Origin of the sequence: Microbacterium sp. K2, from assembly GCF_051365005.1 — a bacterium.
In the GTDB taxonomy this organism is placed as follows: domain Bacteria; phylum Actinomycetota; class Actinomycetes; order Actinomycetales; family Microbacteriaceae; genus Microbacterium; species Microbacterium foliorum_B.
The window spans coordinates 367,357-379,760 of the sequence record NZ_JBLWII010000001.1; the positions used below are offsets into that span (position 1 = coordinate 367,357).

A 12,404-nucleotide genomic window follows, 5' to 3' on the forward strand; every position below is an offset into this window, starting at 1 on the left:
GACCGTCATGACCGCAACCGCTGTGCTCGATGACCCCGCCGTGCGCTACCCGGCATACGATTTCGGACGGCCGGCCCAACTCGGCCGCGAGAGCACCCGGCACCTCGAGGCTTCGTTCGAGTCGTTCGCCCGGCTGTGGTCGTCGCAGCTGACGGACAAGATCCGGGTGCGGGCGCACCTGGCGCTCGAGAGCGTCGACCTGGTGTCGTACGAGGAGTACTCCGATACGCTCCCCGGCACGACGGCCATGGTCGCGGGGTCGTTCGCCGATCGTGATGAGCCGTGCGTCGTGCAGTTCGGCCTCGACAGCGCCCTGCTGTGGGTCGTGCAGATGATGGGTGGCAGGAGCACGTCGCTTCCCGCAGCCCGCACCTTCACGCCGATCGAGCTCGCTCTCGTCCGCAACCTGATGGAGGGCACGTTCGAGCACCTTCACGCCAGCCTCGGCACCCTGCTTCCCGGGGCTCCGAGATTCAGTGCGGTGCACTACAACCCCCAGTACATGCAGGTCATCTCCGCCACGGCCGCGGTGATCGTCGCCCGCTACATCATGCGGCTGGGGGACTCGGAGTCGACGGCGACCGTCATGCTGCCCGCGTCCGCAGTGGTGGACCGCCTCGCAGCGACGGAATCGGATGCCGCCACCGCTCATGCGCCGGATCACACCCTCGAGCAGGTGCGCAGCACCCCGCTGGAGCTGACGCTGCGTCTCGCCCCCATCACGATCGGCACCGGCGAGATCCTCGACCTCGCACCGGGCGATCTGCTGCGCCTGCCGCACCCCGAGACCCGGCCGTACGAGCTCATGGCGGGACAGACCCGGATCGCCCTCGCCACACCCGGCAGCAGGGGCTCGCGCCTCACCTGCAAGATCACGACCACCCATGAGGAGACCCACTGATGAGCACCTTTCACGAGACCGCCATCGCCGCGGCGATCGCCGGCAAGCTGCCGTTCGGCTACCCCGTGATCCCGGCGCCCTCGACCGACCCCGGTGCGTCGGGTGAAGCGGTCGTCGTCACCTTCACCGGAAGCCCCGGCGCGCGCATCGCGATCCAGGTCGTCGATCCGTCGCAGCTCGAGGACGGCTCGAAGAACGCACCGCTGGCCGATCGACTGCATCCGATCTTCGAGGCGGCCACCGCCGTGCTCGGCAGCGGCTCGCTCGGCGACGGAGCGGTGGTCGCCGCCGCCGAGGTCTTCACCGATGCGGGTACGCAGGTGTTCGACATGGTCGACTCCGACGGCAGCGTCGTCGCGCGCGCAGCAGTGCGCATCGACGGCGCCAGGTCTGCCGCAGCAGCGGGACCCCAGCGGTTGAACCGCATCGCGGGCGTCGAGATGGAGCTCGTGGTCGAGATCGGACGCACGCGGATGCCGGTGCGCGACGTGCTCTCACTCGAGCCGGGGCGTGTGGTGGAGCTCGACCGCGCCGCGGGGTCTCCCGCAGACATCAAGCTGAACGGCCGCCTGATCGGGCACGGCACCGTCGTGGTCGCGGAGGGCGACTTCGCGATCCGGGTCGAGCGCATCCTCGACGGCGCCGAGACGGTCTGACCATGGACGACATCCTCGTCGCACTCCGTGCGATCGTGGCGCTCGGAGCGGTGCTCGGCCTGCTGCTCTTCCTGAGCCGTCGCCTGCAGAAGTCGCAGGCCAAGGGGGTGAGCCCGCTCGCCGGACTGATGCCGAAGAAGCTCGCCAAGCTGTCGGAGCTCGTGCCCTCGCGTCCGGCGGCGGCCCCGCGCGCGCGGCCCGAGAAGATCACCGTGGTGGCCCGGTCGGGCATCGGAGGCAAGGCGCAGCTCGTGGTGGCCGAGTTCGGCGGCATCCGCTACGTGCTCGGCGTGACCGAGCACGGGATCAACGTCGTCGACACGCAGGAGGCTCCTCCGCTGGTGGAGGAGATCGTCGCAGAGGAGAAGCGCCCCGCTGTCTCCGAGATGCCTGACGACATCGTCGACCGCGCGCTGCGCTCCGTCGCCTGACGGCATTCAGCCCGTCGTCCGTCGCGGTTACGAGCACCTCGTCGTGTCGCGATAGTCGACTGCGAGCACGGATCGCTCGACCCCCTGGCTACGGATCGGCCACGTCACCCATCTTCGGAGTGCCGCCGTGCCCGTACCCGCCGCAGTCGTCGCGTCGCCGTCTGCGCGCGCACCGCGACTGCCGCGTCGCGCCTGGGTGATCCTCGGTGCCGCAGTGGTCGTCGCCACGGCGCTGGTGCTGCTGCAGGCTGCCGGCGCACATGCGGCCGCACTTCTTCCGGCGCAGATCGGTGACGGTGACGGCGACGGCGTGACGATCAACGGCATCAACGGAGCGCCATCCGACAGCATCATGACGCTGCTGGGCATCACCGTTCTCAGCGTCGCCCCCGCACTGCTGCTGATGATGTCGAGCTTCACCAAGATCTTCGTCGTGCTCGCCCTCACCCGCAACGCGCTCTCGCTGCCCTCGATCCCGCCGAACCAGGTGCTCGCCGGGCTCAGCCTGTTCCTGACGCTGTTCATCATGTGGCCGGTGCTCACCGACATCAATGCCGTCGCGGTCGCGCCGTTCACCGACGGTCAGATCGACTTCGGCAGGGCCTTCGAACTCGCGCAGGAGCCGCTGCGGCAGTGGATGCTCACCTACACCCGCGAAGAGGACATCGCGCTCATGCACCGGGCGGCGCAGATGGAGAACCCCGCGGACGCCGCCAGCATCCCGCTGCAGACCCTCGTGCCGGCGTTCATGATCAGCGAGCTGCGCGCCGCCTTCCTGATCGGGTTCATCATCTTCGTCCCCTTCCTCGTGATCGACCTCGTCGTCGCCAGCGCACTGATGTCGATGGGCATGATGATGCTGCCGCCGGTCATGATCTCGCTGCCGTTCAAGATCCTCCTGTTCCTGCTCATCGACGGCTGGGGCATGGTCATCACCGCGCTCGTCCAGTCGTACAACGGGGGTGGCTGATGAACCCCGAGGCTGTCATCGACATCGGGCAGGCGGCGCTGATCGTGGGGGCCAAGCTCTGCGCGCCCCTGCTCATCACCGCCCTCGTGGTGGGATTCGCGATCTCTCTGCTGCAGTCCATCACCCAGGTGCAGGAGATGACGATCTCGTTCGTGCCGAAGCTCGTCGCGGTCGGCATCGCCCTGCTCGTGACCGGGCACTGGATGATCGCCGAGATGATCGCCTTCACGAACGAGATGTTCGCGCGGATCCCGTCGCTGCTGAACGGCGGCTGATGAACATCCCCATCGACTTCACGTGGCTGGAGGCGACCTCGCTCGCCTGCGTGCGGATCACGGCCTTCCTGGTGCTGGCTCCGCCCTTCAGCCACGGCACGATCCCGATGAGGGTCCGCGCGATGCTCGGCGTGGGTCTCGCTCTCGCCGTCTCGCCGGTGGTGACAGCGGGGTATGAGCGCCTCGACACCGGAGCCTTCATGCTCGCCCTGGCGGGGCAGGCCCTGACAGGCGCACTCCTCGGTTTTCTCGTGATGGTGCTCTTCAGCGCGATCCAGGGCGCCGGTCATCTCGTCGACACCTTCGGCGGGTTCCAGCTGGCGCAGGCGTTCGACCCCGGCATGGCGATCAACGGCGCGCAGTTCACCCGGCTGTTCCAGATGACCGCGATCATGCTGCTGTTCGCCTCGGACGGATACCAGCTCGTGCTCGGCGGCCTGTTCCGATCGTTCGACGCGGTGCCGGTCACCGGCATGATCGATCTCGCCAAACCGGCGGAGGCGCTCGTGGGAGCTGCGGGGCAGATGATGCTCAGCGCCGTGCAGATCGCCGGCCCGCTGCTCATCGTGCTCTTCCTCGCAGACGTCGGGCTCGGACTGGTCAGCCGCGTCGCGCCGGCCCTGAACGCGTTCGCGATGGGCTTCCCGATCAAGATCGGCCTCACCCTGCTGCTCGTCGGGTTCGTCTACGCGGCGCTGCCCAGCGTGGTCGCGGCCATCGCGGAGGAGGCCGCGAGGCTGCTGTTGGGGGTGACGCGATGAGCGAGTCCGACAGCGGCGAACGCTCCGAGAAGGCGACCGAGCGTCGTCTGAAGGAGGCGCGGAAGAAGGGTCAGATCGGACGCAGCCAGGACTTCACAGCCTGGGTCTGCATCGCGGCCGCCGCCGTGATGATGGTGCCGACGATCGCCTCGGGCACGCAGGTGGTCACCGAGCTCTTCCTCGCCGTGACACCCGTCGCGATGAACCCCACCGACGAGGCGGCTCTGGACGTGCTCGGCTCGGCGATCGCTTCGCTCGGCGGCATCCTGCTCCCGATGCTGGTGGTCGTGCTGCTCGCGACGACGGCCACCGCTGTCGCTCAGGGCGGCATCCATCTGCGGGGCGTGACGATGCGCACCGAGCAGTTCAACATCGTGTCTGGCATGAAGCGGGTGTTCGGGCAGCAGGCGCTCTGGGAGGGCGCCAAGGCGCTGCTGAAGACGGTCGCGATCGGGCTCGCGCTGTGGATCGTCGTCTCAGGGCTCGTGCCTGTGCTCATGGCCAGCGGCAGTCACAACATCACCTGGCTGCTCGAGCAGGCGGCCGGGGGAGCGGTGGCGCTGCTGCAGGTCGCCGTCGCCGTCGGCATCCTGCTGGCCGCGATCGACGTGGCCGTGGTGATTCGACGCAATCGCAAGCACACCCACATGACGAAGAACGAAGCCAAGGACGAGCACAAGAAGAGTGAGGGCGACCCGCTCGTGCGGTCCCAGCGCCGTTCGCGCCAGCTCGCCATGAGCCGCAATCGCATGATCGCCGCGGTCGGCGAGAGCGATGTCGTTCTCGTGAACCCCACGCACGTCGCGGTCGCGCTGCGGTACGAGCCGGGCAAATCGGCCCCTCGGGTCGTGGCGAAGGGGGCGGGGATCGTCGCGCAGAAGATCCGCGAGAGGGCGGAGGAGGCCGGCGTGCCGATGATCAAGGACATCCCGCTCGCGCGTGCACTGCATTCCGCCTGCGAGATCGGGCGGGAGATCCCCGAAGAGCTCTACACCGCCGTCGCCCAGGTGCTCGCCTTCATCGAGCATCTCAAGCGCCGAGGGTCGGCCAGGGGGACGCACACGATGCCCTTCGCGAGCACCAGGGGCCGCGGCCTCTGAGCCGGGGTCGCGATCAGAACGAGTAGAGAGCATGAGAAGGCGAGACGCATGATCGGTCAGCTGCTGTCCAAGGCGACGGTGCCCGTCGGGGTGGTGGGCATCATCCTCCTGCTCATCGTGCCCATCCCGACCGGACTCCTCGACGTCCTCATCGTGCTGAACATCTCGTTCGCGCTGCTGATCCTTCTCACCGCGATGTTCATCAAGAAGCCGCTCGACTTCTCGGTCTTCCCCAGCCTGCTGCTCGTCGCGACGCTCTTCCGGCTCGGTCTGAACGTCGCGTCCACGCGGCTCGTGCTCAGTGAGGCGCATGCGGGCCAGGTGATCCAGGCGTTCGGGCAGATCACGATCAGCGGGTCTCTCGTGATCGGCGCGGTGATCTTCCTCATCCTCACCGTCATCCAGTTCGTCGTCGTCACCAAGGGTGCAGAGCGTGTCGCTGAGGTCGGAGCCCGATTCACCCTCGATGCCATGCCTGGCAAGCAGATGGCGATCGACGCCGATCTGAACGCCGGGCTGATCACCGACGCCGAGGCGCGCAAGCGACGCGCCGAGGTGGCTGCGGAGGCCGACTTCTACGGCGCGATGGACGGTGCGTCGAAGTTCGTCAAGGGTGACGCGATCGCGGGAATCGTGATCGTCGTCATCAACTTCGTCGGCGGCATCATCATCGGCATGGTGCAGCACGGCATGGAGGTCGGCGACGCGCTCGAGACCTACAGCATCCTGACGATCGGCGACGGTCTGGTCACCCAGATCCCCGCGCTGCTGATGGCCGTGTCGACCGGCATGATCGTGACTCGCGAGAACGCCGAGTCCGAGATGGGTCAGGCTGCCGGTCGCCAGCTCATGCAGTCGCGCAACGCCCTCGTGATCACCGGCCTCGCGGCCATCGCCATGGGGTTCATCCCCGGGATGCCTCTGGTGATCTTCCTGGCGATCGGGGCTGTGCTGATGTTCGCAGCGTCTCGCGTCAAGGCGAACGAGGACCGCGATGCCGCACTCGAGGCCGATGCGCTGCAGCAGGAGGCCGACGAGGCCGGGGTCGAGGGGCCGGAAGAGCTCATGGACAGGATGCGCGTGCATGCCCTGGAGATCTCGCTGTCTCCGGACATCGTCGACCTGGCGTCGGGCGGAGCAGGGGATCTGCTCACCCGGGTGAAGTCCCTTCGTCGCAAACTCGCTCTCGACATCGGCATCCTGATGCCGCCCGTGCGCACGCGTGACAACATCGATCTGCCGGCACAGACCTACTCGATCCTGATCGCCGGGGTCGAGGCCGGCCGCGGCTCGGTGCCGCGCGGACACGTGCTCGCGATCGGCACGGGCCTCGAGCAGCTTCCCGGCACGGCCGTGGTCGACCCCGTGTTCGGCCTCGAGGGCAAGTGGGTTCCCTCCGAGATGTCGCACGCTGCCGACATGGCGGGTGCGACGGTGATCGATCGGGCCAGCGTGATCATCACCCACCTCTCGGACATCGTGCAGAGTCAGGCCGATCGGCTGCTCTCTCTCGAGGATGTGCGCCAACTGACCGAGCACCTGAAGCAGTCCAGCCCGGCGACGGTCGAGGAGCTCACCCCGGCCGTGCTGTCGCTCGCTGCGATCCAGCGCGTCCTGGCGGGGCTTCTCGCCGAGCGGGTGCCGATCAACGATCTCGCCCGCATCTACGAGGCGCTCGCCCTTCGAGGCAAGGCCTCCACCGAGACCGCGGGGCTGATCGACGCGGCGAGGGCGGCACTCGGACCGGCGATCGCCGCGCGCTTCGCCGAGAACGGGCGGATCCGGGTCGTCATGTTCGAGCCGATGCTCGAACAGCAGATGCTCGAGGGGATGCGCGTCGTCGACGGTCATCCGCAGATCGTGCTGACGCCGGAGTCGACCATGCAGGTGCTCGAGAACGTGCGGCGCACCGTCGCCGAGCTCGACCAGGTGGGTCCGGAACCGGTGCTCGTGTGCGCTCCGTCTCTGCGTCAGGCTGTGCGTCGGATGGTGTCGTCGCAGGTCAGCGGCCTCCCCGTGCTGTCGTACGACGAGGCGGCGGCAGGCGGACTCGCGACCGATGTGGTGGGGGTGGTGCGCATGACGCAGTCGGCTCTGCCGAGCGCGGCGGTCTAGCGCCGGAATCTGCTCATTTATGAGCTGAGTGCGATACGTTTGTGAGCAGAGGGCGCAACGGCGCTCACGCCATGGAAGGCAGACGACGCATGCTGGTACTCACGAGACGCGCCAACGAGAGCATCGTGATAGGTGACGACATCACCGTCACCATTCTCGCGGTGACGCCCAGCGGCGTCCGCGTCGGCATCGATGCTCCTCGGGACAAGCGCATCAATCGCGCCGAGATCGTCCTCGCGGTCAGCGATGCGAACCAGGAAGCCGTCCAGACGTCTTCCGACGAGTCCGCGGAATCGGCTCTCCTCAGCGCCTTGGGGCGAACGACCCCCGCCCCCTGAACCGGCGCCCGGAGCGTCATCTCTCCGCACTCCGAGTTACTGGCCCGCTCCTTGTCGCGATAGTCGTGGATGTGACGGGCGATCCCGTCACGGAAACCGCGACATGACGAGGTGACCAATCGTGGCCGCTCACGACCTGAGCATGCAACTGATGCGAGAGCGCGACCTTCTCGAGGTGCTGCTCTTCAAGCTCGACGAGCAGCAGATGCTGCTCGCGACCGGACGCAACCGTTGGATCCACCATGCGGCGAACGAGATCGAGCGGGTTCTCGCGGCCATGCCGACCGTCGCCCTCTCGCGTGACACGCTGGTCATCGCGGTGGCCGACGAATGGGGCGTGCCGGAGGCGACGACGCTGCGTGATCTGATCGAGGCCGCGCCGACCGATGCCTGGCGCGAGATCCTCTCGGGCCACCTGGACGCCATGACGACTCTCGCCGACGAGATCGGCGATATGAAGAAGGTCAACGAGCAGCGTCTGCGCACGGCGATCCGTGTGACTCAGGAGACGATCGCAGGTCTCGGCGTTCCGACCGGCGAGTACGACACGCATGGCGATGTCGTCCGCGGCGGCGATGCCCGACTCCTCGACACAAGGGTGTGAAGTAGACATGTCTTCATTCGCAGGACTCCGCCTCGCCGAATCCGCGCTCTCCGCGGCACGCGCGGGGATGACCGTGACCGGTCAGAACATCGCCAATCAGGCCACCCCCGGCTACACACGCCAGCGTGTGGAGCAGACCTCGTTCTCGGCGCCGGGGCAGACGGGACTCTGGCCGTCGGGACTCGGCATCGGCGGCGGCGTCGGCGTGACCGGCATCGCGCGGCTGGGCGACGACATCCTCGACGCTCGCGTGCGAGATGCGCTGTCGACGTCGGGCTTCTGGAGCGCCCGCGCGACGGCCGCGAGCAGCGCCGAAGGCGTGATGGCCGAACCGACCAAGGACGGGCTCGCGGCGAACCTCGATCGCTTCTGGGCCGGCTGGTCCGACCTCGCCAACACGCCGGACCCGGCGGCGGCGCAGGTCGTGCTCACGAACGCGAACGTGCTCATCGGTCAGATCGCCGCGGGCTATCAGACGATCGCCGGGCAGTGGAGCGACATGCGTGGACAGGTCGACAGTCAGCTCGCCGACGTCAATGCCGTCGCAGGTCAGGTGGCCTCACTCAACGGTCAGATCAGGGACGCGCTGCAGTCCGGCCGCAACGCCAACGAGCTGATCGACCAGCGCAACGTCCTCGCCCAGCAGCTCTCGACCGCGGTCGGTGCCAAGGGCAACGTCGAGGCGGACGGAACGCTCACTCTTCGCATCGACGGCAACGCGCTCGTCTCGGGCGACAGCAGCCGAGCGCTCGTCGCGAGCGGGCCGCGTGACATCGCCGACGCCGGTCGGATCACCGTCGCGTGGGCCGATCGACCGGAGCTGGCGGTGCCGATCACGGGCGGCATCGTCGGCGGCACGATCAGCGCGCTGGCCCCCGCATCCGACGGTGGCACGCTCGCGGGCGTCGCGGCGGCCTACAACGAGACGGCGACCGCACTCGCGACCGCCGTGAACGACGTGCACCGCACCGGTGTCACCCCTTCTGGGGCTGCCGGGGGAGACTTCTTCGCGCTCAACGGTGCCGGTCCGGCCGCTCTCGGCCTCAGCGTGGTTCCGACCGGTCTCGACCAGCTGGCCCTGGCTGCGCCGGGAGCCGGCGCCAAGGACACCACGATCGCCGACCGCATCAGCGCGCTCAGCTCATCGGCGACGGGGCCCACCAAGACCTGGTCGACCTTCGTCACGGGGTTCGCGGTATCCGTCGCAGGCGACCTGCAGCGCGCCGACATCGCCGACATGGGAGCTGTCGCGGCGGTCACCGCCCAGCAGTCGAACTCGTCGGTCGACGGCGATGAGGAGACGATCAACCTCCTGACCTACCAGACCGCATATCAGGCAGCGGCTCGTGTGCTGACCGCTGTCGATGAGGCCCTGGACCTGTTGATCAACCGCACCGGCCTCGTCGGCCGCTGACTCTGGGGAGAGTGAACATGATCGGTCGTATCACCAGCAGCACCATGACGCAGCAGTCGCTGCGGACGCTGCAGAGCAACCTCGCAGACCGCGAACGCCTGCAGAATCAGGCGGCTTCGCAGCGCGCCTTCCGCTCGCCGAGCGAAGACCCTGCTGCCGCGGCCACTGCGCTCGGCGTGCACGGCGACCAGGCGCGCGTCGCCCAGTTCGCACGCAACCTTAGCGACGGCATGGCGTGGGTGACAACCGTCGACACCGCTCTCGGGGCCAGTGCCGACCTGCTCAATCGCGCACGGGATCTCACGGCTCAGGGCGCCAACTCCGGGGCGCTCAGCCCGACGGCGCGCGAATCGATCGCGCAGGAGCTCGAGTCGATCAGCGCGGAGCTGCTCGCCAAGGCCAACACGAGGGTGCTCGGCCGCAGCGTCTTCGCAGGCACGAGCGACGCGGGATCCGCGTTCGATCCCGCCACGTTCACCTTCAACGGCGGGGCGGGGGCCGGAGTGCACCGCCGCATCAGCGACAACGAGACTGTGCGCGTCGATTTCGACGGCTCGCAGGCGTTCGGCGAGGGCGCAGGCAGCGCGTTCGCCCTGCTGAACGACATCGCGGCAGATCTGCGCAACGGTGTCGAGGTCGGCTCGCGGCTCGGCGACATCGATGCGCGCCTGAAGGATGTCAACGCGGCTCGAGGCTCGACAGGAGCGCGTCAGGTGCAGATCGAGCGGGCCTCGGCGCAGAACCTCTCGGCGTCGATCGACCTCGAAGCCCGCCGCACCGAGGTCGAGAACGTCGACAGCCTCGAGGTGCTCGTGCGGCTGCAGTCGGCCGAGCTCGTGTTCCAGTCCGCCCTGCAGGTGACCGCTCGATCGCTGCAGACCAATCTGATGGAGTTCCTGCGATGAGTGCGTCCACCGACCAGAGGACTGCGGCGCTGGACGTCGAGTTCGCTTCGCCGATGCCAGGGCTCAGCCCGCACACCGCGTTCACTCTCGAGCAGATCGACGGAGCGGAAGGGCTGCACGCACTGCGCGCGACGGATGCGGATGTGCGGCTGTTCCTCCTCGATCCGGCCTCCGGCGACTACGGCTACGAGCCGACGATCCCGGCCGAAGTGCGAGGGCAGATCGATGCCGCGGACGATTCCGACATCCGCGTGTTCGTCGTGGCGAACCCTTCGGCAGACGGCGTCTACATCAACCTGCGCGCTCCGATCCTCATCCACGCCGAGTCCGGCCGTGCGGTGCAGGCGATCCTCGAGGACCAGCGATACCCGATTCGCGCTCTCCTGGGCGGCTGAGCGGGCGTCGCGTTCGACGGCTCTTCCGACGGGGTGAATTCTCGACAAGCAGAGGATTCTGGAATTCACCGCATATACCAAGGAAGAGCGGCTATCCTCTGAAGGCACAGGCTGGGGTACTGGCGGGATCCCGGCGTCGTCGCAGGAGATCGGGGCCTGGGGCACGTCACGGATGCGGTTGGTAGGGGTACAGCGCACGGCGCTCGGTGACGAGCGACATTCCATGGGACGGAAGACAACATGAGCACATCAAGGACGCTCGAGACGAATCGGGTCAGCAAGCGGGAGTTCGTGCAGAGGTTCGCACGACGCGGCGGCATCTCGGTTCAGGCGGCACAGACCGCGTATACGGCGATGATCGACGAGCTCCTCGACCTCGTCGGCAAGGGCAACACGGTCACGCTCACCAATTTCGGCAAGTTCTATCCGCAGACGCACAAGGGGCATCGTGTGCAGTTCGCGAAGGACGACGGAGACGCCGAGGTCAACGACTACACGGTGCTGAAGTTCTCTGCGACTCGAGAGGTGAACCGTCGCGTCAAGGTGAACGACTAGTCATCGTTATCTGAACGTAAACGAGAATCCCCGGGGGTTTTGGCCTCCGGGGATCTTTCATGCCCATCTCGCCCCTAGCATGTAGTTGAAAGCAGTTCCGGTCGCTGGGGAGAGGCCACGCTGTGAGTCGCTGGGGAGGGCTTGCACTTACAGTGAAAGAGGCGAATCCGGTGCCTGAGCACGCGCGCGACCAACTCGTGGTCGATCACCTGCACATCGTCGGCGCAGCGACGGCGTACGTGTCTTCACGCATCTCTCATGTCTCCCGCGATGACCTCGCCTCCGCCGGCGCGTTGGCGCTGGTCCGTGCGGCTGAGAAGTTCGATGCGAGCCTGGGAGTGCCCTTCGGAGCGTTCGCGCGTGCGCGCGTGAATTGGGCGCTGAAAGACGAGCTGCGGTCGATGGACTGGGCACCGCGAGATGTTCGTGTGCGGGCCAAGCAGACGGTCAAGGTCAGGCAGACCCTGTCGGCGGCGCTCGGACGCACGCCCACCGTGGGGGAGATCGCGGCGGCCATGGGCGTCGACACCGCTGTCGCACGAGAGGGCCTGGCCGACGCCGAGCGTATGCTCACCAGTCTCGATGCGCCGGACGCGCCGGAGATCGTGTGGACCGGATACCTGCCGGAAGAACTCGCGATCGCATCGGAGCGCGATGAGTTCCTGCGACGGGCCGTCGCTGCTCTTCCGGAGCGCAAGCGATCGATCATCACAGCCATCTACTTCGACGACCGCACGGTGACGGAGCTCGCGGACGAGCTGGGCGTATCGCACGCCGCCGTCTCGCAGCAGCGAGCCGCAGCGGTGCGCATGCTCCGCGATGCGCTCGACCGACACTACGCCGACACTCCGCCGACCGAGTCCGCGCCGGCCGCGCGCTCATCGGCGTCTGCGCTGGACGCCTATTTCGAGCGCCTCGCCGCCAGCGGCCAACGGTTCACACGCGCGATCCTGTCGCACGCCGTCGGCGTCTGATCAACGCCGC

The 12,404-nt window shown here is 67.7% G+C and carries 15 protein-coding genes; all 15 read left to right on the top strand.

The genetic code is table 11. The features are described 5' to 3' along the window. Positions 1-7: 7 nt before the first annotated feature. The 15 genes from ACLKOY_RS01925 (at position 8) to ACLKOY_RS01995 (ending at position 12,394) form a co-directional block, all read left to right on the top strand. Positions 8-901 carry a flagellar motor switch protein FliM gene (locus ACLKOY_RS01925; RefSeq protein WP_436452201.1) on the top strand — a complete coding sequence of 298 codons (894 nt, stop codon included), beginning with the start codon at positions 8-10 and terminating at the stop codon, positions 899-901. After that, positions 901-1,557: a FliM/FliN family flagellar motor switch protein gene (locus ACLKOY_RS01930; protein WP_436452202.1), complete on the top strand. Its 657-nt coding sequence runs from the start codon at positions 901-903 to the stop codon at positions 1,555-1,557. Before ACLKOY_RS01925 ends, ACLKOY_RS01930 begins: the two co-directional genes overlap by 1 nt. A gap of 2 nt (positions 1,558-1,559) precedes the next feature. Next, complete coding sequence (locus ACLKOY_RS01935; protein ID WP_363570208.1) at positions 1,560-1,988, top strand: flagellar biosynthetic protein FliO; 429 nt, start codon at positions 1,560-1,562, stop codon at positions 1,986-1,988. Positions 1,989-2,115: 127 nt separating this feature from the next. Continuing rightward, positions 2,116-2,958, top strand: a complete 843-nt coding sequence (gene fliP / locus ACLKOY_RS01940) for a flagellar type III secretion system pore protein FliP (RefSeq protein WP_436452203.1) — start codon at positions 2,116-2,118, stop codon at positions 2,956-2,958. Further along, complete coding sequence (gene fliQ / locus ACLKOY_RS01945) at positions 2,958-3,233, top strand: flagellar biosynthesis protein FliQ (RefSeq protein ID WP_042541106.1); 276 nt, start codon at positions 2,958-2,960, stop codon at positions 3,231-3,233. The genes fliP and fliQ overlap by 1 nt, the downstream gene beginning before the upstream one ends. Beyond that, complete coding sequence (locus tag ACLKOY_RS01950) at positions 3,233-3,994, top strand: flagellar biosynthetic protein FliR (RefSeq protein ID WP_140037234.1); 762 nt, start codon at positions 3,233-3,235, stop codon at positions 3,992-3,994. Before fliQ ends, ACLKOY_RS01950 begins: the two co-directional genes overlap by 1 nt. Further along, positions 3,991-5,094, top strand: coding sequence for an EscU/YscU/HrcU family type III secretion system export apparatus switch protein (locus ACLKOY_RS01955; protein ID WP_436452204.1), 1,104 nt, complete (start codon positions 3,991-3,993; stop codon positions 5,092-5,094). The genes ACLKOY_RS01950 and ACLKOY_RS01955 overlap by 4 nt, the downstream gene beginning before the upstream one ends. A gap of 48 nt (positions 5,095-5,142) precedes the next feature. Next, positions 5,143-7,209 carry a flagellar biosynthesis protein FlhA gene (locus ACLKOY_RS01960; protein WP_436452205.1) on the top strand — a complete coding sequence of 689 codons (2,067 nt, stop codon included), beginning with the start codon at positions 5,143-5,145 and terminating at the stop codon, positions 7,207-7,209. Positions 7,210-7,298: 89 nt separating this feature from the next. Next, positions 7,299-7,547 carry a carbon storage regulator CsrA gene (csrA, locus tag ACLKOY_RS01965; protein WP_140037231.1) on the top strand — a complete coding sequence of 83 codons (249 nt, stop codon included), beginning with the start codon at positions 7,299-7,301 and terminating at the stop codon, positions 7,545-7,547. 121 nt (positions 7,548-7,668) lie between these two features. Then, complete coding sequence (gene flgN / locus ACLKOY_RS01970; protein ID WP_140037230.1) at positions 7,669-8,151, top strand: flagellar export chaperone FlgN; 483 nt, start codon at positions 7,669-7,671, stop codon at positions 8,149-8,151. A gap of 7 nt (positions 8,152-8,158) precedes the next feature. Beyond that, positions 8,159-9,565 carry a flagellar hook-associated protein FlgK gene (gene flgK, locus ACLKOY_RS01975; RefSeq protein WP_436452206.1) on the top strand — a complete coding sequence of 469 codons (1,407 nt, stop codon included), beginning with the start codon at positions 8,159-8,161 and terminating at the stop codon, positions 9,563-9,565. 17 nt (positions 9,566-9,582) lie between these two features. After that, on the top strand, positions 9,583-10,470 hold the full coding sequence (gene flgL, locus ACLKOY_RS01980; RefSeq protein ID WP_436452207.1) for a flagellar hook-associated protein FlgL: 888 nt from the start codon (positions 9,583-9,585) through the stop codon (positions 10,468-10,470). Next, positions 10,467-10,865, top strand: coding sequence for a flagellar assembly protein FliW (locus tag ACLKOY_RS01985; RefSeq protein ID WP_363570220.1), 399 nt, complete (start codon positions 10,467-10,469; stop codon positions 10,863-10,865). The genes flgL and ACLKOY_RS01985 overlap by 4 nt, the downstream gene beginning before the upstream one ends. A 240-nt stretch (positions 10,866-11,105) precedes the next feature. After that, complete coding sequence (locus ACLKOY_RS01990) at positions 11,106-11,420, top strand: HU family DNA-binding protein (protein WP_140037226.1); 315 nt, start codon at positions 11,106-11,108, stop codon at positions 11,418-11,420. 170 nt (positions 11,421-11,590) lie between these two features. After that, a complete protein-coding gene (locus ACLKOY_RS01995) occupies positions 11,591-12,394 on the top strand; it encodes a sigma-70 family RNA polymerase sigma factor (RefSeq protein WP_436452208.1) in 804 nt (267 codons plus the stop codon). Positions 12,395-12,404 lie beyond the last annotated feature (10 nt).